This window comes from Agromyces soli, assembly GCF_022811605.1.
In the GTDB taxonomy this organism is placed as follows: domain Bacteria; phylum Actinomycetota; class Actinomycetes; order Actinomycetales; family Microbacteriaceae; genus Agromyces; species Agromyces soli.
In genome coordinates, this window is record NZ_CP094533.1 from 1155531 (window position 1) to 1181282 (window position 25752).

24 protein-coding genes are annotated in these 25752 nt (G+C 72.2%); 19 read left to right on the plus strand and 5 right to left on the minus strand.

Annotated elements, in window-relative coordinates:
- The first annotated feature begins 31 nt into the window (after positions 1 to 31).
- Positions 32 to 1504: an NAD-dependent succinate-semialdehyde dehydrogenase gene (locus MTP13_RS05515; RefSeq protein WP_189085075.1), complete on the plus strand. Its 1473-nt coding sequence runs from the start codon at positions 32 to 34 to the stop codon at positions 1502 to 1504.
- 32 nt (positions 1505 to 1536) lie between these two features.
- Here MTP13_RS05515 and MTP13_RS05520 read toward each other — a convergent pair whose 3' ends face one another.
- Positions 1537 to 2142: a hypothetical protein gene (locus MTP13_RS05520; RefSeq protein WP_243570087.1), complete on the minus strand. Its 606-nt coding sequence runs from the start codon at positions 2140 to 2142 to the stop codon at positions 1537 to 1539.
- A 122-nt stretch (positions 2143 to 2264) separates the two neighbouring features.
- On the opposite strand from MTP13_RS05520, the gene MTP13_RS05525 reads away from it, so the two are divergent.
- Positions 2265 to 3728, plus strand: coding sequence for a dihydrolipoyl dehydrogenase family protein (locus tag MTP13_RS05525; RefSeq protein WP_243570088.1), 1464 nt, complete (start codon positions 2265 to 2267; stop codon positions 3726 to 3728).
- A gap of 85 nt (positions 3729 to 3813) precedes the next feature.
- On the opposite strand, the gene MTP13_RS05530 is transcribed toward MTP13_RS05525, so the two are convergent.
- Positions 3814 to 4830 (minus strand): magnesium and cobalt transport protein CorA, encoded by a 1017-nt coding sequence (locus MTP13_RS05530; protein WP_243570925.1) that lies wholly within the window; start codon positions 4828 to 4830, stop codon positions 3814 to 3816.
- A gap of 392 nt (positions 4831 to 5222) precedes the next feature.
- On the opposite strand from MTP13_RS05530, the gene MTP13_RS05535 reads away from it, so the two are divergent.
- The 5 genes from MTP13_RS05535 (at position 5223) to MTP13_RS05555 (ending at position 9901) form a co-directional block, all read left to right on the plus strand.
- Positions 5223 to 5597: a VOC family protein gene (locus MTP13_RS05535; protein ID WP_189084108.1), complete on the plus strand. Its 375-nt coding sequence runs from the start codon at positions 5223 to 5225 to the stop codon at positions 5595 to 5597.
- A 279-nt stretch (positions 5598 to 5876) separates the two neighbouring features.
- Positions 5877 to 7748: a molecular chaperone DnaK gene (dnaK, locus tag MTP13_RS05540; RefSeq protein ID WP_243570089.1), complete on the plus strand. Its 1872-nt coding sequence runs from the start codon at positions 5877 to 5879 to the stop codon at positions 7746 to 7748.
- Between the two features lie 2 nt (positions 7749 to 7750).
- The gene (locus tag MTP13_RS05545; protein ID WP_243570090.1) at positions 7751 to 8356 is read left to right on the plus strand and encodes a nucleotide exchange factor GrpE; all 606 of its coding nucleotides are present in this window, start codon (positions 7751 to 7753) and stop codon (positions 8354 to 8356) included.
- A gap of 139 nt (positions 8357 to 8495) precedes the next feature.
- On the plus strand, positions 8496 to 9482 hold the full coding sequence (locus MTP13_RS05550; protein WP_243570091.1) for a DnaJ C-terminal domain-containing protein: 987 nt from the start codon (positions 8496 to 8498) through the stop codon (positions 9480 to 9482).
- Between the two features lie 2 nt (positions 9483 to 9484).
- Positions 9485 to 9901 (plus strand): heat shock protein transcriptional repressor HspR, encoded by a 417-nt coding sequence (locus MTP13_RS05555; RefSeq protein WP_243570092.1) that lies wholly within the window; start codon positions 9485 to 9487, stop codon positions 9899 to 9901.
- Between the two features lie 32 nt (positions 9902 to 9933).
- Here MTP13_RS05555 and MTP13_RS05560 read toward each other — a convergent pair whose 3' ends face one another.
- Positions 9934 to 10680 carry a hypothetical protein gene (locus MTP13_RS05560; RefSeq protein ID WP_243570093.1) on the minus strand — a complete coding sequence of 249 codons (747 nt, stop codon included), beginning with the start codon at positions 10678 to 10680 and terminating at the stop codon, positions 9934 to 9936.
- Between the two features lie 73 nt (positions 10681 to 10753).
- Between MTP13_RS05560 and MTP13_RS05565 the strand changes: the two genes are divergently transcribed.
- The 6 genes from MTP13_RS05565 (at position 10754) to MTP13_RS05590 (ending at position 16538) form a co-directional block, all read left to right on the plus strand.
- Positions 10754 to 11917: a class I SAM-dependent methyltransferase gene (locus MTP13_RS05565; RefSeq protein WP_243570094.1), complete on the plus strand. Its 1164-nt coding sequence runs from the start codon at positions 10754 to 10756 to the stop codon at positions 11915 to 11917.
- A complete protein-coding gene (locus tag MTP13_RS05570) occupies positions 11914 to 12819 on the plus strand; it encodes a DUF817 domain-containing protein (RefSeq protein ID WP_243570095.1) in 906 nt (301 codons plus the stop codon). Before MTP13_RS05565 ends, MTP13_RS05570 begins: the two co-directional genes overlap by 4 nt.
- Positions 12820 to 12859: 40 nt before the next feature.
- Positions 12860 to 13168 (plus strand): ATP-dependent Clp protease adapter ClpS, encoded by a 309-nt coding sequence (gene clpS / locus MTP13_RS05575; RefSeq protein WP_230765391.1) that lies wholly within the window; start codon positions 12860 to 12862, stop codon positions 13166 to 13168.
- On the plus strand, positions 13165 to 13653 hold the full coding sequence (locus MTP13_RS05580; protein WP_243570096.1) for a DUF2017 family protein: 489 nt from the start codon (positions 13165 to 13167) through the stop codon (positions 13651 to 13653). The genes clpS and MTP13_RS05580 overlap by 4 nt, the downstream gene beginning before the upstream one ends.
- Positions 13654 to 13786: 133 nt before the next feature.
- Positions 13787 to 15313: a pepsin/retropepsin-like aspartic protease family protein gene (locus tag MTP13_RS05585; protein ID WP_243570097.1), complete on the plus strand. Its 1527-nt coding sequence runs from the start codon at positions 13787 to 13789 to the stop codon at positions 15311 to 15313.
- Positions 15314 to 15362: 49 nt separating this feature from the next.
- Positions 15363 to 16538: a DUF998 domain-containing protein gene (locus MTP13_RS05590; RefSeq protein ID WP_243570098.1), complete on the plus strand. Its 1176-nt coding sequence runs from the start codon at positions 15363 to 15365 to the stop codon at positions 16536 to 16538.
- A 50-nt stretch (positions 16539 to 16588) separates the two neighbouring features.
- On the opposite strand, the gene MTP13_RS05595 is transcribed toward MTP13_RS05590, so the two are convergent.
- Positions 16589 to 17863, minus strand: coding sequence for a Cys-Gln thioester bond-forming surface protein (locus MTP13_RS05595; protein WP_243570099.1), 1275 nt, complete (start codon positions 17861 to 17863; stop codon positions 16589 to 16591).
- A 243-nt stretch (positions 17864 to 18106) separates the two neighbouring features.
- The gene (locus MTP13_RS05600; RefSeq protein WP_189084125.1) at positions 18107 to 18508 is read right to left on the minus strand and encodes an SHOCT domain-containing protein; all 402 of its coding nucleotides are present in this window, start codon (positions 18506 to 18508) and stop codon (positions 18107 to 18109) included.
- A gap of 181 nt (positions 18509 to 18689) precedes the next feature.
- On the opposite strand from MTP13_RS05600, the gene MTP13_RS05605 reads away from it, so the two are divergent.
- The 6 genes from MTP13_RS05605 to MTP13_RS05630 all read left to right on the plus strand — a co-directional run bounded on the left by MTP13_RS05605 (position 18690) and on the right by MTP13_RS05630 (position 25745).
- Positions 18690 to 19496 (plus strand): mechanosensitive ion channel family protein, encoded by an 807-nt coding sequence (locus MTP13_RS05605; RefSeq protein WP_243570100.1) that lies wholly within the window; start codon positions 18690 to 18692, stop codon positions 19494 to 19496.
- 25 nt (positions 19497 to 19521) lie between these two features.
- A complete protein-coding gene (locus MTP13_RS05610) occupies positions 19522 to 20826 on the plus strand; it encodes an ion channel protein (protein ID WP_243570101.1) in 1305 nt (434 codons plus the stop codon).
- 11 nt (positions 20827 to 20837) lie between these two features.
- Complete coding sequence (locus MTP13_RS05615; protein ID WP_243570102.1) at positions 20838 to 22544, plus strand: SulP family inorganic anion transporter; 1707 nt, start codon at positions 20838 to 20840, stop codon at positions 22542 to 22544.
- Between the two features lie 68 nt (positions 22545 to 22612).
- Complete coding sequence (locus MTP13_RS05620) at positions 22613 to 24037, plus strand: DUF1254 domain-containing protein (RefSeq protein ID WP_243570103.1); 1425 nt, start codon at positions 22613 to 22615, stop codon at positions 24035 to 24037.
- Positions 24034 to 24705, plus strand: a complete 672-nt coding sequence (locus MTP13_RS05625; RefSeq protein WP_243570104.1) for a GAP family protein — start codon at positions 24034 to 24036, stop codon at positions 24703 to 24705. Before MTP13_RS05620 ends, MTP13_RS05625 begins: the two co-directional genes overlap by 4 nt.
- Complete coding sequence (locus MTP13_RS05630; protein ID WP_243570105.1) at positions 24705 to 25745, plus strand: AI-2E family transporter; 1041 nt, start codon at positions 24705 to 24707, stop codon at positions 25743 to 25745. Before MTP13_RS05625 ends, MTP13_RS05630 begins: the two co-directional genes overlap by 1 nt.
- Positions 25746 to 25752 lie beyond the last annotated feature (7 nt).

Here is a 25752-nt window from a genome sequence, read left to right on the forward strand (position 1 = left end):
CTCCGGCTCCGGCTCCGGCTCCGGCTCGGCGATGCGACCGGCCGAGCGCGCCCTGCTCGCCTCGCTGCCCACCGGGCTCCTCATCGACGGCGAATGGCGCGAGGCATCCGACGGCGGCACCTTCGTCGTCGAGGACCCCGCCACCGGCGCCGCGCTCCTCGCGATCGCCGACGCCACCCCGGCGGACGGCGAGGCCGCGCTCGCCGCGGCCCACCGGGCGCAGGCCGGCTGGGCCAGGACCGCGCCCCGTGAGCGCGCCGAGATCCTGCGCCGCGCCTTCGACGCCGTCACCGCGCGCGCCGAGGACTTCGCCCTGCTCATGACGCTCGAGATGGGCAAGCCGCTCGCGGAGTCCCGCGGCGAGGTCGCCTACGGGGCCGAGTTCCTGCGCTGGTTCTCCGAGGAGACGTCGCGCGTCTCGGGCCGGTACGCCACGGCGCCCGACGGCCGCAGCCGCCTCCTCGTGCTGAAGCGCCCCGTCGGTCCGAGCCTGTTCATCACGCCGTGGAACTTCCCCCTCGCGATGGCGACCCGCAAGATCGCGCCCGCGATCGCGGCGGGCTGCACGATGGTGCTGAAGCCGGCCGCGCTGACCCCGCTCACGGCCCTCCTCTTCGCCGCCGTGCTCGAGGAGGCGGGGCTGCCGCCGGGTGTGCTGAACGTCATCCCCACGACGAGCGCGGGCCGCGTGACCGGTCCTCTCGTCCGCGACCCGAGGCTGCGCAAGCTCTCGTTCACCGGCTCGACCGAAGTGGGCCGCCGGCTCATCGCGGATGCTGCGGACCAGGTGCTGCGCGTCTCGATGGAGCTCGGCGGCAACGCCCCGTTCCTCGTCTTCGAGGACGCCGACCTCGACCAGGCGGTCGAGGGGGCGCTGCTCGCGAAGCTCCGCAACGGCGGCGAGGCCTGCACGGCCGCGAACCGGCTGCTCGTGCACGAGCGGGTCGCGGCGGAGTTCGCCGAGCGGCTGACCGCGCGGATCGCCGCCTACCCGGTCGCTCGCGGCACTGAGCCGGGCGCGAAGCTCGGGCCGCTCGTCGATGCCGGCACGCGGGACAAGGTGCACGAACTCGTCGAGTCGGCCCGTGCGGACGGGGCGACCGTCGCGCTCGGCGGCAGGCCCGTCCCAGGCCCGGGCTACTTCTACGAGCCGACGGTGCTGACGAACGTGCCGGCGGACGCGCGGATCCTGCGCGAGGAGATCTTCGGACCGGTCGCGCCCATCGTGACGTTCGCCGACGAGGCCGAGGCCGTCGCGCTCGCGAACGCCACCGAGTTCGGGCTCGTCGCCTACGCGTTCACCCGGGATCTCGATCGCGGGCTGCGCCTCGCCGAGGAGCTCGAGGTCGGCATGTTCGGGCTGAACACGGGCATCGTCTCGAACCCGGCGGCGCCGTTCGGCGGCGTGAAACAGTCCGGCATCGGGCGCGAGGGCGGCTTCGAGGGCATCGAGGAGTACCTCGAGACCACCTACGTCGGCATCGCGGACCCGTTCCGCGGCTGAGCGCTGAGCGCCGTGGGCTGGGGCGGCGCGCCTCAGCCCACCACGCTCGGGTCCGCGACCTCGACGACGACGGGCGCCTCCGGCATCCCCGCCGCCCGCCACACCCGCACGACCGCGCCGACACCCGGGACCTGCGACTGCAGGAGCCGCTCCGCCGCCCGCTCGAGCCGCCACTCCGCGGTGAGCCGTGAGCCGTCGGCGAGTTCCACGTCGAGTTCGAAGGACGTCGGCGTGCCCTCCTCGGCGAGCTGGGTGCGGCGGGCGACGACGCGGCCGGCGGTGGAGGTCGCCGAGCCGCGGGCGGCGCTCCAGGCGGCCTGCGCCTCCCGGTCCTCGCGGGCCGCGCCGATCGAGCCCGCGAGCAGGAACCACGGCACCAGGCCCATCGCGCCGAGCAGCACCGAGAAGAGCAGGCTGAACCACCAGCCGGGCGTCTCCTCCGTCCAGAGCAGCACGATGCCCCAGGACACGACCGCGGTCGCGACGACCGCCGCCGCGGCGAAGGCGAGGCGGCCGGGCGTGCCGAGCCGACGCGGCAGGCGCAACGCCAGCGGGGCGGTTGCGCCGGTGACGTCGTCGAGCCGCTCGACGAGGTGGACGACCCCGGTGGCGGGCTGAGCGGCGCGCGTCGTCGGCATGGGCGCATCGTAGTCGGAGGGGGTGGCCGCCGGACAGCCGGGAGGGGAGGCTGGCGCTCTCGGACGAGCGCGACGACGATGGGAGGAGTGCCGCGCCAGGCGGCGCCGACGAGGGGAGCAGCATGCAGCAGGAATTCGACCTCATCGTGATCGGCGGCGGGCCCGTGGGCGAGAACGTCGCCGATCGGGCCGTGCAGGGCGGGCTCAGCACCGTCATCGTCGAGCACGAGCTCGTCGGCGGCGAGTGCTCGTACTGGGCGTGCATGCCGTCGAAGGCCCTGCTGCGCGCGGGCGCCGCGATCAGCGCGGCCCGCCGAGTCCCCGGCGCGGCGGAGGCCGTGACCGGCCAGCTCGACGTGCAGGCGCTCTTCGCGCACCGCGACGACGTCGTGAAGCACTGGAACGACAGCGGCCAGCTCGAATGGCTCGACGGGGCCGGCATCCAGCTCGTCCGCGGGCACGGCCGGCTCGACGGCGAACGCCGCGTCGCCGTCGACACCCCGGACGGCGGCCGCGTGGAGCTCCTCGCCCGCGTCGCGGTGGTCGTGGCGACCGGCTCGGACCCGCTCATCCCGCGCATCGAGGGGCTCGCCGAGGCCCGGCCGTGGGCGAGCCGGGAGGCCACGAGCGCGGAGCAGGCTCCCCGCCGGCTCGCGGTCATCGGCGGCGGCGTGGTCGGCGTCGAGATGGCCGCCGCCTACGCCTCCTTCGGCACCGAGGTGACCGTCATCGCCCGCAGCGGGCTGCTGCGCGAGTTCGAGCCCTTCGCGGGCGAGCTCGTCGGCGATGGGCTCACCGAGCAGGGCGCGCGGGTCGTCACGGGGGCGTCGCCGGTGCGGGTCTCGCGTGCGGATGCCTCGGACGCGGCGGATGCCTCGGCGGCCCCCTCGTCCGGCGGCGAGGTGCGCATCGAGCTCTCGAACGGCGAGACGATCGTCGCCGACGAGGTGCTCGTCGCGACCGGGCGCACGCCGCGCACCCGCGGCCTCGGGCTCGAGACGGTCGGCCTCGAGCCGGGGGACTGGCTCGAGGTCGACGACACGCTCCGCGTGCCGGGGCACGACTGGCTCTACGCCGTCGGCGACGTGAACCACCGGGCGCTGCTCACCCACCAGGGCAAGTACCAGGCCCGGGCCGCGGGCGACGCGATCGCGGCGCGGGCGCGCGGCGACGAGGCATCCGACGCCCCCTGGGGCGCGCACGTCGCGACCGCCGACCACCACGCGGTGCCGCAGGTGGTGTTCTCCGACCCCGAGGTCGCCGCCGTCGGGCTCACGGCGGCCGGCGCGGAGGAGGCCGGGCTGCGCACCCGGGTGCTCGACTACGAGCTCGGTTGGGTCGCGGGCGCCTCGCTGCTCGCCGACGGCTACCGCGGCACGGCCCGCATGATCGTGGACGAGGACCGCGGGGTCGTCGTCGGCGCCACCTTCGTCGGCCAGGACGTCGCCGAGCTCGTGCAGGCGGCGACGATCGCGATCGTCGGCGGGGTGCCGATCGATCGGCTCTGGCACGCGGTGCCCGCGTACCCGACGATGAGCGAGGTCTGGCTGCGTCTGCTCGAGGCCTACGGCCGCCCCGCCGCCTGACCTTCCATGCCTGGTTCGCTGAGCTCGTCGAAGCGCGCTCGTCGAAGCGCGCTCGTCGAAGCGAGCTCAGCGAACCAGGGGCGGGTCAGAGCCAGCGGCGGAGCTTGAAGACGCCGTACAGCGCGGCGCTCATGCCGAGCATCAGCAGCAGCGCGAAAGGGTAGCCGAGGCTCCAGTGCAGCTCGGGCATGACGTCGAAGTTCATGCCGTACACGGTGCCGATCAGGGTCGGCGCGAACAGGATCGCCGCCCACGAGGAGATCTTCTTGATCTCCTCGTTCTGGGCGAGGTTCAGCTCCGTCATCCGGCGCATCTCCTCGTTCTGCCGCTGGGCGACGAGCGTCGCCTCGACCTGCAGGGCGTTGTCCAGGATGGCCCGGAACGCCCCCGCCCGCTCGACGATCCGCAGGGCGTGGTCGAGCACGTCGCGCAGCGAGCGGCGCAGCTCGACGTCGACGCCGTACTTGTCGGAGCCGCGGGCGAGACCCTCGAGCATCCCGACGAGCGGCTGCGCCGCGCGCTGGAAGTCGAGCACCTCGCGGGCGAGCTCGTAGATCCGCCGGGAGACGCCCTCGACACCGGAGAACAGCTGGTCCTCGATCTCGTCGATGTCGTTCTCGAGCCCCGCGACGACCGGGCCGTACTCGTCGACGACCTCGTCGAGCACCGCGTAGAGCACCGCCTCCGGGCCCATCGCGAGCAGCTCCGGGGAGGCCTCGAGCCGCCGGCGCACCCGGCGGAGGTCGGGGGCCTCGGCGTGCCGGATCGTCACGACGAAGTCGGGCCCGACGAACAGGTGCAGTTCGCCGAACTCGACCTCCTCGTGCTCGTCGACGTAGCGGGCGGGGCGCAGCACGACGAAGAGGGTGTCGCCGTAGCGCTCGAGCTTGGAGCGCTGGTGGCCGGTGAGCGCGTCCTCGACGGCGAGGGGATGCAGGTCGAACTGCTCGGCCACCGAGCGCACCTCCTCGGGGCTGGGGCGGTACAGGCCGATCCAGGCCATGCCTCCGCCGGAACGCATCACCTCGGACGTCTGCTGCAGGTTCTCGGGGCTGGCGGTGCGGAAACCGTCCACGTACACGCCGTTGTCGATCAGGGTCATCATTCGTCTCACCTCGTCTGGGTCGATCGCGCGACGTGCCACGACGTCGCGGGGGCTGCGCGCTCGGCGCGCGGATGCCACCGCTCGGACCAGCGAGGGACGGATGCCTCGGGCGGACGTGCGATCGTGCCGCAGCCGCGCGGCGTCGGGGACGCGGGCGCCGCGGGCGGGACGATCAGTGCCGCGGGAGACCGGCTCGAAGGGGCGAGGCGGCGGCGCGGCTACTTTCACCGGACATGTCGCATCACCTGCCTTCGATCGGGGCGGCCTCGTGCCGGAGTCGGCGTGAGGCCCGGGGGCCGGGTGGGCCCCGGCAACCATAGGCCGGGGCATGCGACAAGTCAATGCGGGCCGTCGGCCGCGATGTCGGTGGCGGGCGCGAGACTCGCGTCATGACCTCTCACACGCACGGCATCCCGCGCACGATCGACTACATCGAGATCTCCGTCACCGACCTGCCGGCTGCGCAGGCGTTCTACGGCGCCGCCTTCGGGTGGGAGTTCACGCCGTACGGCCCGCAGTACGCCGGCATCCGCACCGCGGCCGAACGCGGCGGCGAAGAGGCCGGCGGGCTGATGCAGGTCGACGAGGTCACCACCGGCGGCCCGCTCGTGCTGCTCTACAGCGACGATCTCGACGGCACCGCCGAGGCGATCACCGCGGCCGGCGGCCGGGTCACTCAGGGGCCGTACGAGTTCCCCGGCGGTCGTCGCCTGCATTTCGCCGACCCCAGCGGCAATGAGCTGGGCGTCTGGTCGGAGCGATAGTTCCTCCGACCAGGCAAATCCTTCTGCTGCGGGAATACCGCACGCGCTCCAGAAGTTGAGTCAACTGTACTCAAGTTTCACCCGATCGACTTGACGCGTTCACCTCGATTTGCGACACTTGAGCCGTTGGGACTCAAGTCTCGACGGGGCCAGAGATGGCCGTCAGAGATGACAGAGACTTCGGCTGCGGGCCAGCACGGCCGAGCCGCGCGCTGAACCGGGGTCTCGCACAGGCGCGTCCGCGCCGCCGGACACCGGTCAGCAGAAGGAGAGAAACACATGTCACGAGCAGTTGGAATCGACCTCGGCACCACGAACTCCGTGGTCAGCGTCCTCGAGGGTGGCGAGCCCACCGTCATCGCGAACGCCGAAGGCTTCCGCACCACCCCCTCGGTGGTCGCATTCACGAAGGACGGCGAGGTGCTCGTCGGCGAGACCGCCAAGCGCCAGGCCGTCACCAACGTCGACCGCACCATCTCGTCGGTGAAGCGCCACATGGGCACCGACTGGAAGACGCAGGAGATCGACGGCAAGCAGTACACGCCGCAGGAGATCTCGGCGCGCATCCTGCAGAAGCTCAAGCGCGACGCCGAGCAGTACCTCGGCGACACGGTGACCGACGCGGTCATCACCGTCCCCGCGTACTTCAACGACGCCGAGCGCCAGGCCACCAAGGAGGCCGGTGAGATCGCGGGCCTCAACGTCCTGCGCATCATCAACGAGCCCACCGCGGCCGCGCTCGCCTACGGCCTCGACAAGGGCAAGGAGGACGAGCTCATCCTGGTCTTCGACCTCGGTGGCGGCACCTTCGACGTGTCCCTCCTCGAGGTCGGCAAGGACGAGGACTTCTCGACCATCCAGGTCCGCGCGACCGCTGGCGACAACCGCCTCGGCGGCGACGACTGGGACGAGCGCGTCGTCGAGTGGCTGATCAAGCGATTCAAGGAGTCGACCGGCGTCGACGTCTCGAACGACAAGATCGCGAAGCAGCGCCTCAAGGAGGCAGCCGAGCAGGCCAAGAAGGAGCTCTCGTCGAGCATGTCGACGAGCATCCAGCTCCCCTACCTCTCGCTCACCGAGAACGGCCCCGCGAACCTCGACGAGACGCTCACCCGCGCGCAGTTCGAGAACATGACGAGCGACCTGCTCGACCGTACGAAGAAGCCCTTCGAGGACGTCATCAAGGAGGCCGGCATCAAGGTCTCCGACATCGCCCACGTGGTGCTCGTCGGCGGCTCGACGCGCATGCCCGCCGTCTCGGAGCTCGTCAAGCAGGAGACCGGCAAGGACCCGAACAAGGGTGTGAACCCCGACGAGGTCGTCGCCGTCGGCGCCGCGCTGCAGGCCGGCGTGCTGAAGGGCGAGCGCAAGGACGTCCTGCTCATCGACGTCACCCCGCTCAGCCTCGGCATCGAGACCAAGGGCGGCATGATGACGAAGCTCATCGAGCGCAACACCGCCATCCCGACCAAGCGCAGCGAGACCTTCACGACGGCCGACGACAACCAGCCGTCGGTCGCGATCCAGGTCTTCCAGGGAGAGCGCGACTTCACGCGCGACAACAAGGCGCTCGGCACCTTCGAGCTGACCGGCATCGCGCCCGCACCCCGCGGCATCCCGCAGATCGAGGTCACCTTCGACATCGACGCGAACGGCATCGTGCACGTGTCCGCCAAGGACAAGGGCACGGGCAAGGAGCAGTCGATGACCATCACGGGCGGCTCGTCGCTCTCGAAGGACGACATCGACCGCATGGTGCGCGAGGCCGAGGAGCACGCGGCAGAAGACAAGAAGCGCCGCGAGTCCGCCGAGCAGCGCAACCAGGCCGAGCAGCTCGCCTACTCGGTCGAGAAGCTGATCAAGGACAACGAGGACAAGCTCCCCGAGGACGTCAAGACCGAGGTCCAGGGCGACGTCGACGCGCTGAAGTCGGCGCTCGCGGGCGAGGACGACGACGCGGTGAAGACCGCGTTCGAGAAGCTCTCGCAGTCGCAGGGCAAGCTCGGCGAGGCGATCTACGCGCAGCAGCAGTCCGAGGCGTCCGCCGGCGCCGGTGAGGACCAGAACGCCAGCGGCCAGGCATCCGACCAGGCGTCCGACGAGGACGTGGTCGACGCCGAGGTCGTCGACGACGAGGATGAGAAGAAGTAACCATGGCCGACGAGAACCAGAACCCCGAAGAGCCGGTCATCCGCGATAAGCGGAAGATCGACCCCGAGACCGGTGCGGTTCGCGAGCCTTCGAGCGAGACGGATGCCGCGGCCGACGCCGCGGCATCCGCCGACGAGGCCGAGCTCACCGTCGAGGACATCCTCAACGCGGCCGAGGCCGAAGTGGCGGAGCCGAACGACGAGCACCTGGCCGACCTCAAGCGGGTGACCGCGGAGTACGCCAACTACCGCAAGCGCACCGAGCAGAACCGTGAGCTCGAGCGTCAGCGAGCGGTCGGGCAGGCGGTCGCCGCACTGCTGCCCGTGCTCGACGACCTCGACCGGGCTGAGAAGCACGGCGACCTCGAGGGCGACAGCGCCTTCGCGACCATCGCCGCGAAGCTCCGGCAGGCCACCGAACGGCTCGGCCTCGCGCGCTTCGGCGCCGTCGGCGAGCCGTTCGACCCGCAGCTGCACGAGGCGATCTTCCAGCAGCCGGCCGACGACGTGGAGGTCGACACGGTCGCCGACGTCGTCGAGACCGGGTACCAGCTTGGCGAGGTGCAGCTTCGGCCGGCCAAGGTCGTGGTGAAGAGCCCGCAGGGCTGAGCCCCGGCAGACGACCCCACGAGACGGGAGGAGATTCGCGCCAGGGGAGGATGGGATCGTTCGATCCGCCCTCCGCCGCAGCGGATCTCCTCCCGCTCCGTTCAGCAGATACGACAGACTTCAAGGAAAGGAGGTGCCGATGGCCAGTCAGGACTGGTTCGACAAGGACTTCTACCAGGTGCTCGGCGTCTCCAAGGACGCGAGCGACAGCGAGATCAAGAAGGTCTACCGCAAGCTCGCGCGCAAGTACCATCCCGACCAGAACCCCGGCGACGCCGCCGCGGAGGCCAAGTTCAAAGAGGTCTCCGAGGCGAACGCCGTGCTCTCCGACCCCGAGCAGCGCAAGGAGTACGACGCCATCCGCGCGATGGGCTCCGGGGCGCGCTTCACCGCGCCCGGCGCCGGCGGCCAGGGCGGCTTCGAGGACGTCTTCGGCGGCATGTTCAACCAGGGCGGCGGCGGCCAGCGCTACACGTTCCAGCAGGGCGGCGACTACGACGACCTGCTCGGCGGACTCTTCGGCGGCGGCCGCTTCGGGCAGCCCTCCGGCGGGTACCGCGGCTACGGCGGGCCGACTCGCGGGCGCGACGTCACGGCGACGACCACCCTCGACTTCATCACTGCGACCAAGGGCGAGCAGATCACCCTGCAGACCTCCGACGGCAAGCCGATCACGGTGCGCATCCCGGCGGGCGTCGCCGACGGTCAGAAGATCAAGCTGCGCGGCAAGGGCCACCCCTCGCCCGACGGCGGCGAGACCGGCGACCTCATCCTCACCGTGCACGTGCGCAAGCACCCGGTCTTCGAGCGGGACGGGCTGAACCTCCGCGTCACCGTGCCGGTGACGTTCACCGAGGCCGCGCTCGGCGCCACGATCCAGGTGCCGACCCTCGGCGGCGACCCCGTCAAGCTCCGGGTCGCGCCCGGCACGCCGAGCGGCCGCGTGCTGCGCGTGAAGGGCCGCGGCGTCGAGACGAAGAAGGGCACGGGCGACCTGCTCGCCGTCGTGCAGATCGCGGTGCCCTCGCACCTCTCGAAGGAGGCGAAGGAGGCCGTCGAGGCGCTCGCCGCCGCCCTCCCCGACGAGGACCCGCGAGAAGAACTCCTCGCCAAGGCCCGGAGCTAGCGATGGACGAGACGAGCCCCCTCTTCGTGATCTCGGTCGCGGCCGAGCTCGCGGGCATGCACCCGCAGACGCTCCGGCAGTACGACCGGCTCGGGCTCGTCTCGCCCACCCGCACGGCGGGCAAGTCGCGCCGCTACTCCATGCGCGACGTCGTGCAGCTGCGCGAGATCGCCCAGCTCTCAGCCGAGGGCGTGAGCCTCGAGGGCATCCGCCGGGTGCTCGGACTCGAAGACGAGGTGCAGGGCCTCCGGGCCCGGGTGCGCGAGCTCGAGGCGGCGCTCGCCGACGAGATGCTGAACCGACCCGGTCGGCGCGTGTTCGCGGCCGGTTCGGCCGGTGAGGTCGTCACGCTCAAGGCCGGCACGCGCGTGCGCCGCGAGAACGCGCTCGTCGTCTGGCGTCCGCTCGAGCACGAGTAGCGCCGGGCGCAGCGAGCGCGCGAGCAGCCGGCTCAGCGCCCCCAGGCCTCGGCGGGCGCCTCGATGACGTCGTAGGCCCGCGAGCTCCAGTGCGTGCCGTAGCCGTAGTGGCTCGACGCCCACGGCGACGCCCAGATCGCCTGCGCGGTGGCGTCCGCCGAGTCGCCCTGCTGCAGCGCCGCGTCGACAGCGGGGTAGCGCCCCGAGCGCAGGTTCTCCGCCGCGTAGTACGCCGCGACGACGAGGTCGGGGTAGCTGCCGAGGCCCGAACCGCCGCCGGAACCCTGCCCGTTGTTCAGCGGATTGTTGCGGTTCCACCAGTTGTCGGCGCCGTTCTCCTGCCGCATCCAGCGCATCATGAACGTGACGTTCTCGTCGGTCACGGGCCAGGCGCCCTCGATCAGCACGAGCTTCGCCCAGTCCTCGTTCGTGCCGCCCGCGACGAGCGTCTCGGTGCCGGTCGAGGCGACGTAGGACTCCTCGGCGACGCCCGGCAGCACCGCGGCGTCATGCACCTCGATCGACTGCACCGCCTCGGCGACGGTGTCGGCCGAGCCGTCGGCGACGAGGGCGACCGCCGCCGGGTCGGGTGCCGGCGAACTCGGCGCGAGCGCGAGCCCAGCGGTCGTGCCCAGCACGACGACGGAGGCGAAGAGGGCCGCGAAGCGGCGGGCGACGGGCGGGCGGGCGTCGTCGCCGCGGGGTCGCTCGCGCGCCGCCGCACCGGGGTTCGGGGCGACGGCCGGGTCGGTGGAGCGGGGGAACCGGCGGTGACGCATGCGGATGCGAGGGTAGCAAACCCGACTGGATCCCTCCAGAGCGTCCCCAGTCGGCGCCGGGTAGCCTGCCGAGGTGGACTTCACTGCGCTGCGCCGGCACCCCGACGTCGAGGGGCCCGGGCTCGAGGCATCCGATGCCGCCGACCGGCTGATCCTCGACGAGGCCCGGGCCGCCGTCGGGGCGCTCGCTCCCGGGGAGCTCGTCGTGATCGACGACGCCTTCGGGGCGCTCGCGCTCGGCGCGGTCGAGCTCGGCGTGCGCGACGTGCGCGTGCACCAGGACCCGATCACGGGCGAGCGCGCCCTCGCCGAGAACGCCGCCCGGCTCGGCCTCGCGCACGAGGTGCGCTCCGAGCCGTTCGGCCCGTCGCTCGTCGCCGGGGCGCGGCTCGTGCTGCTTCGGCTGCCGCGCTCGCTCGACCGCCTCGACGAGATCGCCGAGCTCGTCGCCCGACACGCGGATCCCGAGGTTGTGATCGTCGCCGGGGGCCGCCTGAAGCACATGTCCGTCGCGATGAACGACGTGCTCGGCCGCGCGTTCGCGCGCCTCGACGTGAGCCTCGCGCGGCAGAAGTCGCGGGTGCTGCGGGCGAGCGGCGCCCGAGCCGAGCTGCGGTCGGCGCTCGGCGGAGCGAGCGCGGATGGCTCGACGGCCGCCTCGCCCGCACGCTGGCCGCGCCGCGAGCGGCACGACGAGCTCGGCCTCGTGGTCGTCGCGCACGGCGGCGTGTTCGCGGGCACGAAGGTCGACATCGGCACCCGCTTCCTGCTCGGCCATCTCGCCGAGGCCGTGCCCGGCGCGGCATCCGCCGTCGACCTCGCCTGCGGGAGCGGCGTCATCGCGACGAAGCTCGCGCTCTCGCGCCCGGACATCCGCGTTACGGCGAGCGACCGCTCGGCGGCCGCCGCGGCATCCGCCCGCCTCACCGCGACCGCGAACGGGGTCGGTGACCGCGTGACGGTCGAACGCGCCGACGGCCTCGAGCTGCTCGCCGACGCGAGCGAGCCGCTCGTGCTGCTGAACCCGCCGTTCCACAGCGACGCGGCGCTGTCCACGGGCATCGCGGGCCACCTCTTCGCCGAGGCCGCGCGGGTGCTGGCACCCGGCGGCGAGCTCTGGTGCGTCTGGAACTCGCACCTGCGTTACCGCCCCCTGCTCGAGCGCCTCGTCGGCCCGACGCGGCAGATCGCCAGGAACGCGAAGTTCACGGTGACGGCATCCCGGCGGGGCGCGTGACGGCCCCAGGGCGGCCGGCCGACGACGAGCGTCCCGACCCGCGCCGCCTCACCTCCGTCGAGCAGCGCATCGACGCCGCCGCCCACCGCCTGCTCGCGGGAGCGCCCGAGCACGGCGGGCGCGCGAAGCTGCTCGAGTTCCTGGTCTTCGGCGCGAAGCAGGCCTGGGCCTGCGTGTTCGGCGCCGCGCTCCTCGCCGTCATCGTCGCGGCCCGCCTCTGGTACCCCGACGACGCCTGGCTCGCCCGCAACGACGCCCTGACCCTGGCCGCAGTCGCGATCCAGCTCGTGATGCTCGCCACGCGCCTCGAGACCGGCCGCGAGCTGTGGGTGATCGTGCTGTTCCACCTCACCGGCACCGCGATGGAGCTGTTCAAGACCGACGTCGGCTCGTGGAGCTACGACGGCGACGGGGTGCTCCGGATCGGGGCGGTGCCGCTGTTCTCCGGATTCATGTACGCGGCCGTCGGCTCCTACATGGTGCGCGTCTACCGGCTCTTCGATCTGCGCTTCGCGCGCTATCCGCGCCGGTGGCTGACGGCGATCGTCGCCGCGGCGATCTACGCGAACTTCTTCGGGCACCACTTCATCGTCGACTTCCGCTGGGTGCTGCTCGCCGCGGTGGTCGTGCTGTGGTGGCCGACGATGATGCACTTCCGAGTGTGGCGGCGCGTGCACCGGATGCCGCTGCTCGTCGCGTTCGGCCTCGTCGCGCTCTTCATCTGGTTCGCGGAGAACATCGCGACCTGGGGCGGGGCGTGGCTGTACCCCGACCAGGTCGACGGCTGGCACCCGGTCTCCGCCTCGAAGCTCGTGTCGTGGTTCCTGCTCATGATCATCTCGGTGGTGCTGGTGACGTTCGTCTACCGGCCGCGGGAACCGGATGCCCCGGCTGGGCGCTGACGGGGGTGCGCGCCCGGCGGCATCGTGTCAGGCTGGAGGCGTGACCGGGATCCTCGAAGCCACCGACGTCGAGTTCGACGTCGACCTCGACCGCGCCACCCGCGAGGGCGCCGCGCGGTCCTGGCGCGCCATCGTGTGGGACGACCCGGTGAACCTGATGAGCTACGTGAGCTACGTGTTCCGCAGCTACTTCGGCTACTCCCGCGAGGAGGCCGAACGGTTGATGCTGCTCGTGCACACGACCGGCAAGGCCGTGGTCGCCACCGGCAACCGCGAGGCGATGGAACGGCACGTGCAGGCCATGCACGGCTACGGCCTGCAGGCGACGGTCGCGAGGGCGGAACCGTGATCGTCGCGGGTCGCAGCGGCGAGGGCGTCCGGCTCGTGCTCGAGGCCGAGGAGGCGATGCTGCTCTCCGAGCTCGCCGACCAGGTCGACTCGGTGCTGCTCCTCGGCTCCGGCGAGGACCCGGCGATCGACCGGCTGCTGCCGAACGCGTACCCCGACGATGTCGAGGCGGCGGGCGAGTTCGAACGGTACACCCGCGGCAGCCTCGTCGACGGCAAGCGGCAGGCGGCGCAGTCGGTGCGCGACGCCACCGACGTCAGCGACGGCCGCGACCTCGTCGAGATCGAGCTCGACGAGTCGGAGGCGTGGGGCTGGCTGACCTTCCTCACCGACCTGCGTCTGATCCTCGCCGAGCGCGTCGGCGTCACGGACGACGGCGGCTACGCCGAGGACGAGGAGCGCGACGACTACCTGCGTGCGGCCTACGAGTGGGCGGGCTTCGTGCAGGGCTCGATGCTGGAGATCCTCGACCCGATGGATGCCTGAGCTTCCCCACGACTGACGGGCGAAGCCCCCCGGGCCTTCCGCGGGCGTGCCGCGCATGGGTAGGGTGCGTACGCGGCGTCTCGGGATCGCGTCGCGACCATCGCGACGACGGGGGACGGGCATGCGCGGACGGATGCTGAGGACGGCGGCCCTGGCCGCCGCGGGGGCGGTGCTCGTCGGCGCGGCCGCGACCAGCGCGTCGACGGCGGCGCTCGCCGCCGAACCGCTCGTCGAACCCGGCGAGGTGCCGATCGTCGCCGAGTCGCTCCGCGGGGGAACCTTCCTGCCCGCCGTCGAGGTGCAGGTGGGCGAGCGCACGCTCACGCTGCTGCTCGATACCGGCTCGGAGGGGCTCGTCGTCTATCCGAACCGCCTCGAGGGCGACACGACGGTCGAGCGCACCGAGGTCGTCGCGGATCCGGACTACAACGGCGCGCACGTCTTCGGGCACGTCGCGCTCGCCGACGTCACGATCGGCGGCACGCCGCCCGCGCGACTGCCGTTCGTGCTCGCCCATCGCTGCGAACCCGTCGACTGCCTGGGCGGGGACGACGGCCTCGACGGCATCCTCGGCGTGAGCCAGGGGCTCCGCACCTGGGGCGATGGCGGCGAGACGCCATATCCCTGGTGGTCGGCGATCGCCCAGCTGCCCGACGGCGCCGGCGACGGCCACACCATCCGCATCGAGCACGCCCCCACCGTGCCGGGGGAGCGGATCGGCACGCTGACGCTCGGCGCACCCCTCGCGGGCGAGGCGGATGCCGTCTTCCAGCCCGCGCTGACGGGCGGCGGCGACTACCCGGGCAGCGATCACCCGATGTACGCGAAGCAGGTCGAGAGCTGCTGGTCGATCGACACGACCATGAACTGCCTGCCCACGACCGTCGACTCCGGGGAGCGCGGCTCGGTGCTGATGGGCGACTTCGGGGCGTGGGCGACGCCGGTTCCCTCGCCGACGCCGTTCCCGGGCGGCGGCGACGAGGAGATCGCGCACCTGAACGCGGGCACGCCGATCTCCTTCGCGGTGCCCGGCCAGCTGCCGTTCTGGACGCGGACGGTCGCCGACGGCTATCGCGCCGCCGGGCTGTACCAGCCGACCCCGCCGCCGAGCGGGGAGGCGGATGCCGATGCGGATGCCGCGGCGCTCGCGGCGAGCGGCCCCTACTTCAACACCGGCAACGTCTTCTTCGTCGGCCGCTCGATCGGCTTCGACAACCTGACCGGCCGGATCGTCGTCGGCCCGGTCGCCGGCCTCCCGGCCGCGGTCCAGCAGGTGAGCCTGACGGAGGGCGACCGCCGAGTCGAGGTTGGCTGGACCGACACGCAGCCAGGGGTCGAGTCGTACGTCGTCAGGTTGAAGACGGCGGTCGGCGAACCGCTCGAGGAGCGCGTGGTGCTCGGTGCCCCCAGCCCGCAGACGTTCACGGGCGTCGCCGACGGGGTGGACGTCGTCGCCGAGGTGGCCGCGGCGAACGCGGCGGGCGTCGGACCGTGGCTGGCCTCGCCGAATGCGGCGCGGTTCCGTCCGCACCTGCCCGAGACCGGGCCGGAGACGCTCGGCCCGGCGCTCATCGGAGTGCTGCTCGGCGGCGCCGGCCTGCTACTGCTCGGTGCGCGCGTCGTGATCGGATTCCACCGCCGCCGCGCGACCTCGCCCTAGAGTGGTGCCGAGCGCGACCGGTGGTCGGGCGCGCCGCGGGGGAGGCGCCATGAGCACGACGCAGGAGCATCCGGCCGGAGCGGTGCCCACGGAACACGACGATCCCGTCTCGCTCCGCGCCGCGCTGCGGCACCCGGCCGAGAGCGCCGAGTCGCTCGAGTCGGTGGCCCTGCTCGCCGGCAGCGCGTTCTTCGTCGTCGGCGGCCTCGTCTCGCTCGCCGTCTTCTGGGGCCGGGATCTCCCCATCGCCGGCGGGCAGGGCTCGCTCGGCGAGTTCGTCGGCATCGCCGGAGCGGTCGTCGCGGTCGTCGCCTTCGTACTCGGCCGGGTGCTCGTGCGGCGCACGGCGAACCCGGCGCTCCGGCGGGAGATCGGGCAGGGGCTGTCGGTGCCCGGCGCCCGCCTGCACTGGTTCGACGTCACCGCCCTCGCGATCGCGCACGGCGCCATCGCCCTGCTCAGCTGGTTCGCGCTCGCCACGGTGCTCGAGTTCTGCTTCCGCGACGCGGTCGTGTTCACCCTGCCGGGAGCGGCGCTCGCCGCGGTCGCGATGGCGCTGACGGGGTACATCTGCTTCCTCTCGGCGGCACGGATGACGCCGATGCTGCTCTCGCTCGTGCTCGCCGTGTTCCTCGTCGTCGGTGCGCTTACGAGCATGCTCTCCGCGAGCGATCCGCACTGGTGGAAGGAGAACCTCTCGGCGCTCGGCATGACGAACGACGTCTCGGCGATGGCGTTCAACCTCACGCTCATCGTCGCCGGTGCGATCGTCACGATCATCGCGCGGTACGCGACGGCGACGCTGCCCGCCGGCAACCCGCCGGACCGGCGCGGGCGCGACCTCGTGCGGATCGGCCTCATCCTCATCGGCGTGTTCCTCGCCTGCGTCGGGATCTTCCCCGTCGACCGCTTCTTCCTGCTGCACAACACGGTGGCGACGGGCATGGCGGTCTGCTTCGCGGCGATCGTCGTCTTCCTGCCCTGGCTCATCCGCACGGTGCCGCGGGTGTTCGTCGGCCTCGGCTACGTCTACGTCGTCGTGATCGTGGTGATGGCGGTGTTCTTCGCCACCGGCTACTACAACCTCACCGCGGTCGAGCTCGTCGCGGCGTGCCTGATCTTCAGCTGGATCATCGTCTTCCTCCGCACGGCGGGCGCGGCGGGTGGAGTCGCGGTCGACGAAGCCTCCGCGCTCGAGCCGAACGTGGCGTCCCCGAGGGGCTGAACGCCGGTTCGAGGGGCGGGACCGCAGGCCGGCCCGCCCCTCGAACGTGATCAGGCCAGTTCGTGCCGGCGCCGGCGGAGTCGACGGATCAGCATCATCAGACTGCCCGCGGCGAAGAGCCCGACCGCTCCGAGCGCCGGGAGGAGCGGGGCTGCGCCCGTCTCCGCGAGCCGGCCGTCGGTGTTCGCGACCGGTGCGGCGTCCGTCGCACGGGGAACCGGCGCGGGGTGCTCGGGCGTGCCGGGCGTCGACGGCGTGCCGGGCGTCACCGGGGTTCCGGGGCCGGCCGGCGTCGGCGGCGTCGACGGGGTGCCCGGCTCCTCGGGGCGCTCGGGCGGGGTGTGGCCGCCGAGCCAGGACAGCGCGGCGCTCGCCTCGACCGAGCTGTGCCCGCTGTCGGCGATGATCAAGGTCTGCCGGCGCACGGCCGGATCGGCCGAGCTCAGCAGGAGCCCCTCGTGCGTGGCGCCGGTGAGCCGTGCGGTCAGTGTGGCCGATCCTGCGGGAGCGTCGGCGGGCACCTCGAGGAACAGCGCCGTGTCGCGCGGCGGAGCAGCCGGGTCGACCGGCGTCCCGTCGGCCGTGACGATCGCGTCGTCCGACGAGTTGCTGAGCAGGAGCTCGCCCGGAGAGGCGGTGATCGTCACGGGGCCGACGAGGCTCCCGGCATCGCCCTGCTGCACTGCGGGATCGAGGGCGAGCTCGGGCAGCACCGACTCGGCGAGGCCGACGTTCTCGTCACCCGTGAGATGGTCGACGAGCGCTTGCACCCGCTGCGCGGCGGGGGAGGTCGTATCGATCCCGCCCCGCGTCGAGAGGCCGCGATACTCGAAGGCGGCGGGAGCGGGCGCGGCATCCGTGAGTTGCCAGATCGCCACCTGCGTGCCGGTGATCGCCTCTTCGCGAGTGAGGCCGGGGAGGCCGGTGGCCGCCGCGTACTCGGACAACGACTGGGTCGGGTACGAGTTCGCGATGACCCACGAGACCTGCTCGCGCACCCGCTCGTCGGTGGCGAACCGGTTGTCGCCGGGGAAGGTGTCCCAGCCGCCGACGGCGAGGCCGTCGCCGAAGCCGGCGGGGACGAGTACCTCGATGCAATAGGCGAAGAGGTCGGGCTGGTCGCCGGGGCGGGAGTAGAGCGCGAACAGCTGCGGGAACGCCCGCGAGCCGTTCCACGCGATCTGATGGCCCATTCGGGACTCGCTGCTCGCGCCGAGGCGCGGGTAGCCCTCGACGGCGTCGTCAGCGCGCGCCGACGCCGCGGGCAGCACCGACAGCGAGGCGAGCAGGGCGACCAGGGCGAGTAGCGCGACGAGTGCGCGCACTGGCAATGAATGTATCGGGTTCATAGCGGGCAACGTAGCCGAGCCGGAGAATTGGGATGCCAGATGTGCTCAGCGTACTGCCAGGTTTTCCGGCTATGTGCGGTGTTCGCGGCGCAGCCGGACGGAGTTCAGGCGACCAGTCGGCGGATGACGCGACTCTCCTCGCCGAAGCGGCGACCACCCGCCTGCGGACGACGACGGGGTCGGATGCCGAGCGGCATCCGACCCCGTCGTAGAGCGAGATCAGCCCTGGTGGGCGAGCGCCTTCGCCTTGAGGAGGTCGTACTCCTGCTGCGTGATGGTGCCCGAGTCGAGCAGCGCCTTCGCCTTGGCGATCTCGTCGGCAGGGCTCGCCGAGGTGCCGGCGGCCTGGCGGATGTACTCGGCCGTGGCCTGCTGCGCCTGCACGGCGTCCTTCTGCGCGCGCTCGGCCATGCCGCGGCCGCGGGCGATCAGGTAGATCAGCGCCGTCACGAATGGGAAGAAGAGCAGGAAGATGATCCAGAGCGCCTTCCACCAGCCGTTGAGCTTGTGGTCGCGGAACAGGTCGGTGATGATCGCGATGACCGCCCAGAGGTACGCGAAGAACGCGAAGATCCAGATGGTCCACCAGATGATGTCCCAGAAGCTCTGCCAGAAACTCATGAGTGAGCCCTTCCGATTCGAGGATCGCGACCGCAAGGGCGGCCGGAGGTCGCTTTCGGGCTCGCATCGCGGCTGCGCCGCGTTCCCCCCGGATGATGCTTCCGTCTGCACCATAGCGCGCCGCGGCGTGTCGTGTCAGTAGTCCTTCCCAGGCGCTACGCTCGGCCGCAAGGGGGATCGCATGGCGGAGTGGGTCGCGTCGCTCGACATCGACGGCTGGAGCCTGCTCTTCGCCGCGCTCTCCCTCGTCGCCGGCTGGATCCTCTCCCGGCTCGCCCGCCGCGGCCTCACCCGACTGCTCGTGCGGCTGCCGTCGCTCGGCGAGGCCGTGAAGACCGCGATCGTCCGCATCGTCGTGTACGCGATCATCCTGCTCGGCGTCGGAGTCGCCCTCGGCTTCCTCGGCGCCTCCGTGCAGCCGCTGCTCGCCGTCGCGCTCATCGTCGGCGTCGTGCTCGTGCTCGTGCTGCGCGGCATCGCCGACAACTTCGCCGCCGGCGTCGTGCTGCAGACCCGCCGGCCGATCGAAGTGGGCGACGTGCTCACGAGCGACGATGTCGAGGGCGAGGTCGTCGAGCTCAATGGCCGCGCGGTCGTCGTGAAGACCTTCGACGGCCGGCTCGTGCACCTGCCGAACGGCGCCGTGCTGCAGCAGCCGCTCGTGAACGAGAGCGCCCACGGCGCCAGGCGAAGCGAGGTCGAGGTGCGCGTCGGCGGGGCCGCGGACGGGATGCCGGAGGCCATCGCCGAGGCCGTGCGCGCCGTCGACGGGGTGCACCAGCGCGAACACGTCGACGTGCTGAGCCGCAGCCGTTCGCCCGAGCGCCAGATCTACCGGGTGCGCTTCTGGCACCATCCCAAGCACGGCACCGCCGTCAGCTCCGCCGTCGTCGACGCGCTCGCCGACGCGTTCGCGGGCCGAGGCATCCCCGTGACCGTGACGAGCGATCCGCCCGCCGCGCCGCTCACCCCGCCGTTCGAGATCTGATCGGCGCGATCGGAAGGAACCGAGCATGCAGGTCACCCCCGCCGCCGGGGCACCGGGCTCGCCCACGGTGCGCCAGCTCCTGCTGCTCTCGATCCCCGCGCTCGTCATCGGCGTGGCGTCCGCGGTCGTGCTCTGGCTCGTCGACCTCCTCGCCGAGCAGCTGCACACCGTGCTGTGGGAGGCCTTGCCCGGGGTCTTCGGTGCCGACGCGGCGACGCCCTGGTGGATCCTCGTCGTGCTGACCGCGACCGGCGCGGCCGTCGGCCTCGTGGTGCAGTTCGCCCCGGGCCACGCGGGCGTCGACTCGGCGACGACGGAGCTCGACGCGCCGCCGATGCCGATCCTCGTCGTGCCCGGACTGCTCGTCGCGGTGACGCTGAGCCTCGCGGGCGGCGTGAGCCTCGGCCCGGAGAACCCGATCATCGCGATCAACACGGCCCTCGCGGTCACCGTGCTCGCGCGGCTCACGAAGGCCGTGCCGCAGCAGCTCGTCGTGCTGCTCGCCGTCTCCGCGACCATCGGCGCGCTGTTCGGCACCCCCGTCGCGGCGGCGCTCGTGCTGACCGGCACGGTGGCTGCCGTGAAGGCCGGCGGAGCGCTCTGGGACAAGCTCTTCCTGCCGCTCGCCGCGGCGGGCGCCGGGGCCGTCACCATGCACCTGCTCGGCGGCTCCTCGATCTCGTTCAGCGTGACACCGATGGGCGAGGTCGAACCGGTCTTCGTGCTCACCGGGCTCGTCATCGCCGCGGCCTCCGCGCTCGCCGGCGTCCTCGCCGCGTGGCTGCTGCCCATCGTGCATCGGGCGTTCCACTCGCTGCGGCATCCGCTGCTCTATACGACGCTCGGCGGGCTCGCGCTCGGCGTGCTCGGCATGATCGGCGGGCCGATGACGCTCTTCAAGGGGCTCGAGCAGACCGGCGAGCTCATCGAGCATCCCGAGCGCTATGCGCCGGCCCAGCTCGCGCTCTTCGCCGGCATCAAGATCATCGCGCTGGTGATCGCCGCCGCCGCCGGATTCCGTGGCGGCCGGATCTTCCCCGCGGTCTTCATCGGGGTCGCGCTGGGCCTGCTCGGCTACGCGCTGATCCCCGGGGTGCCGATGTCGCTGGCGATCGCCTGCGGGGCGCTCGGCATCGTGCTCGCGGCGACGAAGGACGGCTGGATCGCGATCTTCGTCGGCGTCGCTCTGGTCGGGGACCCCCTGGTTCTGCCACTGTTGTGCGTGATCGTGCTGCCGGTCTGGCTGATCGTCACGAAGGCGCCCGAGCTCGTCGTGCATCCGCGCGAACGTTCGGACCCCGATGCAGAGGCCGCCCCGGCGGCGTCGTGAGGGGGGATCACGTGCAACGACCGCTGGCCGGGCTCACGCGGCGCAACCTCGTCCGCGAGCTCGTCGCGGGCGTGACGCTCATCGCCATCGCCATCCCGCTGAACATCGGCTACGCGCAGATCGCGGGGCTGCCGGCGACGGCGGGGCTCTACGCGCTCATCGTGCCGACGATCGTCTACGCGCTCACCGTCTCGAGCCGGCAGCTGATCGCATCGCCGGATGCCGCGGCCGCCGCCCTCGTTGCGAGCTCCATCGGCGGGCTGGCGGTCGCCGGCAGCGACGACTACGCGACCCTCGCCCTCGCGCAGGCGGTGCTCTGCGGCATCATGTTCCTGCTGCTCGCGGTCTTCAAGCTCGGCTTCCTCGCGAACTTCCTCTCCAAGCCGATCCTCGTCGGCTTCGTCGGCGGCCTCGCCCTCGACATCCTGGTCAGCCAGATCGCGAAGATGCTCGGCGTGAAGATCGACTCCGGCGGCGAGTTCGTCGACAAGGTCGCCGGGCTCGTGACCGGCCTTGGTACGACGAACCTCATCTCGCTCGCGATCGCCGTGCTGTCGGTCCTCGTGCTGCTCGCGGGCAAGCGCTTCCTGCCCGCCGTGCCGTGGGCGCTCGTCGTGCTCGTCGTGGCGACCGTCGTGGTCGTGCTCGCGAGCCTCGACGACGCGGGCGTCTCGGTGCTCGGCGAGGTGCCCGCCGGCCCGCCAGCGCTGACCTGGCCCGTCCTCGACTGGACGACGTGGCTCATGCTGATCCCCTCGGCGATCGCGCTCACGCTCGTGACGACGGCCGAGGGGCTGCTCGTCTCGCGCTCCTACGGCGAGAAGCGCGGGTACCCGACGAACCCGAACCGCGACCTCTTCGCCTTCGGCCTCGGCAACCTCGCCGCCGGCGCCTCGGGCAGCTTCGCCGTCGGCTCCTCGACGTCCCGCACGGCCGCGATGGACCAGGCGGGCTCGCGCACCCAGCTGCCCTCGCTCGTGCTCGCGGTCGGCACGCTGCTGCTCCTCCTGTTCGGCACGGCGCTGCTCGCCGACATCCCGAGCCCGGCGATCGGGGCGATCGTCGGCGTCGCGATCCTGCCGCTGCTCGGCATCCGCGACTTCATCGGGCTGTGGAAGGCCGATCGCTTCGAGTTCATCGTCGGCGCCGTGTGCTTCCTCGTGACGCTCTTCATCGGCTCCATCCCCGGCATCGTCGTCGCCTTCGTGCTCGCGCTCGTGAACCTCGCCAAGCGCGCCGCGAACCCCGCGATCGACGTGCTCGCGTCGAGCGGCGAACCCAGCGACTCGCTGCTCGACGAGGCGCCAAAGGGACAGGTCACCGCGCCGGGCGTCGTCGTGGTGCGGCTCGCGGCGCCGCTGTTCTTCGCGAACGGCTCGGTGTTCAGCGACGCGGTGAAGCGGGCGGTCGAACGTGCGCGGGCCGCCGGGAACGGGCCGGTGCGCCACCTCGTCGTCGACATGGAGGCGGTCACCGACGTCGACGTGACCGGCGCGGAGAGCTTCGAGGCGCTGCTCGTCTGGCTCGAACGCGAGCGCATCGACCTCAGTTTCAGCCGGGTGCGCCCGGACGCGAAGGCGCGGCTCGACCACCTCGGCCTGCTGGGCGACCGGGCGAGCTACGAGACCAACCGTGCGGCGCTCGCGGCGCTCGCCGGAGCGGCGGCGCCGGGCGCCGGGGAGACGGTGCACGGCACCACCGAGCACGGCGGCGCCTGAGCCGTCGTCATCGAGACCAGGAGAGGGACCGGGGGGACCAAATGGGAACGCAGCAGGAAGCGACGAGCATGAGCGAGCAGGAGCTCGCCGAGGCGATCGAGCGGGTGAGCACGCCCGACGGCCTCGACACGCCGTTCGGGAAGATCGAGCTGTTCGACGGCGTGCCGCGCGATGCGAGCGTCGCGACGCTCTACGACGGCCTCGATCTGATGCGCGCCGCGGAGGCGTTCCTGAATGCCGTGCCTGGCGCCTCGCTCGTCGCCCTGCGCCGCGGCCTGCGCGTGGCGGGCCTCACGAGCCCGGAGATCATCGGCATCACCGACCCGCGGGGGAACTCGGGCGGCCTGTACCTCACGCCGAACACCGAGACGACCTACGGCACGACGTTCCTCGACCTCCGCGCCTGGGGGCCGACCGTGATCGAGGCGCCGCCCGAATCGCTTTGCGTTGTCGACGACTTCTGGTTCCGCTACGTCGCCGATATGGGCATCCCGGGACCCGACCGCGGGGCCGGCGGCAAGTACCTCTTCCTGCCGCCCGGCTACGACGGGGAGCGGCCCGAGGGGTACTTCACCTTCGAGAGCCCGACGTACACGAACTGGGTCGTGCTGCGCGCGCTCGGCGGCGTGCCGGCGATGAAGCAGACCCGCATCTACCCGCTCTCCGAGGCCGACGCCCCGCGCGAGAACGTCTTCGTGAACATCGCCGACGCGAAGATCAACACGGTGCACTCGAACGACGCGGACTTCTTCCGCGAGATCGACGAGCTCGTGCAGGAGGAGCCGGTCGAGGCGCTCGACGTGGAACGCGCGGGCCAGCTCGCCGCCCTCGGCATCGTGCACGGGCAGCCCTTCGCCCCCGACGCGCACCGGCTCGACCTCCTCGACCGGGGCGCGAAGCTCGGCGCCGCGATCGCGCGCGCACTCGTCTACAAGCCGCGCGATCCGGCCGCCTTCTTCTGGGAGGGCGTCTCCTGGAAGAACGCCTTCGTCGGCGGCAGCTTCGAGTTCCTGCGCAACGGCGCCCGCCTCCTCGACGCCCGCACGCAGTTCCACTACTTCGCCACCGTGATCACCCCGGCGATGGCGCACGCGCAGGTCGGCGCGGGTTCGGCCTACGCCTACACCGCGGAGGACGGCGAGGGGCACGTGCTCGACGGCGGGGCGACGTACTCGCTCCGCATCCCCGCCGACCCGCCCGCCAAGAACTTCTGGTCGATCGACCTGTACGACACGCAGACCCGCTCGCTGCTGCAGGTGCCCGCGACGCCGTACCCGGCGCTCTCGAGCCTCGACGGCACCCTGCAGGCGGAGGAGGACGGCAGCTACGTGCTCTGGTTCGGCCCGACGGCGCCCGAGGGGCGCGAGTCGAACTGGATCCAGACGGCGCCGGGCAAGAGCTGGTTCCCGATGCTGCGGCTCTACGGCCCGCTCGAGCCCTGGTTCGACGGCAGCTGGCGACTGCCCGAGCTCGTGAAGGAGTCGCTCGCATGAACGGGGTCATCGGCGGCATCCTGCCGCTCGCGCTGGGCATCGCAATCAGCCCGATCCCGATCATCGCGGCCATCCTGATGCTGCTCTCGCCGAAGGCGAAGGGCACGAGCGTCGGCTTCCTGCTCGGCTGGGTCCTCGGCATCGTCGTCGCGGTCGTCGTGTTCACCCTGCTCGGCTCGATCATTCCGGCCTCCGACCCCGACGCCTCGAAGCCGATCGCCGGCACCATTCAGATCGTGCTCGGCGTGCTGCTGCTCCTGCTCGCGGTGAAGCAGTGGCGCTCGCGGCCGAAGGGCGACGCCGAACCGCCGATGCCGAAGTGGATGTCGGCGATCGATCAGCTCACCGCCGTGAAGGGGGCGGGGCTCGGTTTCCTGCTCTCCGCGGTGAACCCGAAGAACCTGCTGATGGCCGTCGCCGCGGGCGTCGCGATCGGCACGGGCGGGCTGAGCGGCGGCGAGTCGACGCTCGCGATCGTGATCTTCACGGTCATCGCCGCCTGCTCGGTCGCGGTGCCGGTCATCGCCTACCTCGTCGCCTCGGCGAGGATGGCGGGCCCGCTCGAGTCGCTGCGGCACTGGCTCGTGCACAACAACGCGACCGTCATGGCCGTGCTGCTGCTCGTCATCGGCGTGGTCCTGATCGGCAAGGGCATCGGGCAGTTCTGATGGCCGACCGCGGGCTCGCGCACGGCACGCGCGTGCTGCTCACCCTCGCGGCGGCGGTCGTCGTGTTCGCCGGGGTCTGGTTCGCCCGCGACGTGCTCGCGCCCGCCGCGGTCGCCGCGGTGGTCGTGATCATCGCGCACCCCGTGCGCTTCCCGCTCGAACGCCGAGGTTGGCCGAGCTGGCTCGCGACGACCGCGGTGATCGTGGTCGCCTACCTGATCCTCGCGGCGCTCGCCGCGCTGCTCATCGTCGCCTCGGCTCAGTTCGTCGCGATGCTGCCGGACTACGCCGACGAGCTGCAGCGCACCGCGACGGAGATCGCCGGCTGGCTCGAGTCGCTGGGCGCGACGGATGCCACGGCCTCCGCCGCGGCATCCGCCCTGCACCCCGAGACGCTCGTGCCGATCGCGGCCGCCATCGCCGATGCGGTGCTCGGCTTCGCGACCGCGTTCTTCTTCGTGCTCGCGTACGTGATCTTCATGGCGGCGGACGCCTCGGGCTTCCGCCGCGGCGGGGCGGTCTTCGGCGGCGGGCAGGGCGAGGGCATCGCGGGCCGCTACTTCACCGGGGTGCGCCGCTACTACGTCGTGAACGCGAGCTTCGGCGCCGTGGTCGCGGTGCTCGACGGCCTGCTGCTCTGGGCGCTCGGCGTGCCGGCGCCGCTCGTGTGGGCGATCCTCGCCTTCGTCACGAACTTCATCCCGAACATCGGTTTCGTGATCGGCGTGATCCCGCCCGCGGTGCTCGCGCTCGTCGTCGGTGGCTGGCCGCTCGCGCTCGTCGTGGTGCTCGCGTACAGCGTCATCAACGTGGTGCTGCAGGTGCTCGTGCAGCCGAAGTTCGTGAGCGACGCCGTGGGGCTCAGCCTCACGCTGACGTTCTTCTCGGTCGTGTTCTGGGCCCTCGTCATCGGGCCGATCGGAGCGATCCTCTGCATTCCGCTCACGCTGCTCGTGCGGGCGCTGCTCGTGGAACCCGACCCGGGCGCCGGCGTGCTGCGCCGGCTCTCGGGGGTTCCGCCCGAACGCGAGCGGGCCTAGGCTCACG

Bases quoted from the DNA above. Each gene is read 5' to 3' on its own strand.
- MTP13_RS05515 (WP_189085075.1), top strand. From the start codon at position 32: ATGCGACCGGCCGAGCGCGCCCTGCTCGCCTCGCTGCCCACCGGGCTC.
- MTP13_RS05520 (WP_243570087.1), bottom strand. From the start codon at position 2,142: ATGCCGACGACGCGCGCCGCTCAGCCCGCCACCGGGGTCGTCCACCTC.
- MTP13_RS05525 (WP_243570088.1), top strand. From the start codon at position 2,265: ATGCAGCAGGAATTCGACCTCATCGTGATCGGCGGCGGGCCCGTGGGC.
- MTP13_RS05530 (WP_243570925.1), bottom strand. From the start codon at position 4,830: ATGACCCTGATCGACAACGGCGTGTACGTGGACGGTTTCCGCACCGCC.
- MTP13_RS05535 (WP_189084108.1), top strand. From the start codon at position 5,223: ATGACCTCTCACACGCACGGCATCCCGCGCACGATCGACTACATCGAG.
- dnaK (WP_243570089.1), top strand. From the start codon at position 5,877: ATGTCACGAGCAGTTGGAATCGACCTCGGCACCACGAACTCCGTGGTC.
- MTP13_RS05545 (WP_243570090.1), top strand. From the start codon at position 7,751: ATGGCCGACGAGAACCAGAACCCCGAAGAGCCGGTCATCCGCGATAAG.
- MTP13_RS05550 (WP_243570091.1), top strand. From the start codon at position 8,496: ATGGCCAGTCAGGACTGGTTCGACAAGGACTTCTACCAGGTGCTCGGC.
- MTP13_RS05555 (WP_243570092.1), top strand. From the start codon at position 9,485: ATGGACGAGACGAGCCCCCTCTTCGTGATCTCGGTCGCGGCCGAGCTC.
- MTP13_RS05560 (WP_243570093.1), bottom strand. From the start codon at position 10,680: ATGCGTCACCGCCGGTTCCCCCGCTCCACCGACCCGGCCGTCGCCCCG.
- MTP13_RS05585 (WP_243570097.1), top strand. From the start codon at position 13,787: ATGCTGAGGACGGCGGCCCTGGCCGCCGCGGGGGCGGTGCTCGTCGGC.
- MTP13_RS05590 (WP_243570098.1), top strand. From the start codon at position 15,363: ATGAGCACGACGCAGGAGCATCCGGCCGGAGCGGTGCCCACGGAACAC.
- MTP13_RS05600 (WP_189084125.1), bottom strand. From the start codon at position 18,508: ATGAGTTTCTGGCAGAGCTTCTGGGACATCATCTGGTGGACCATCTGG.
- MTP13_RS05605 (WP_243570100.1), top strand. From the start codon at position 18,690: ATGGCGGAGTGGGTCGCGTCGCTCGACATCGACGGCTGGAGCCTGCTC.
- MTP13_RS05610 (WP_243570101.1), top strand. From the start codon at position 19,522: ATGCAGGTCACCCCCGCCGCCGGGGCACCGGGCTCGCCCACGGTGCGC.
- MTP13_RS05620 (WP_243570103.1), top strand. From the start codon at position 22,613: ATGAGCGAGCAGGAGCTCGCCGAGGCGATCGAGCGGGTGAGCACGCCC.
- MTP13_RS05625 (WP_243570104.1), top strand. From the start codon at position 24,034: ATGAACGGGGTCATCGGCGGCATCCTGCCGCTCGCGCTGGGCATCGCA.
- MTP13_RS05630 (WP_243570105.1), top strand. From the start codon at position 24,705: ATGGCCGACCGCGGGCTCGCGCACGGCACGCGCGTGCTGCTCACCCTC.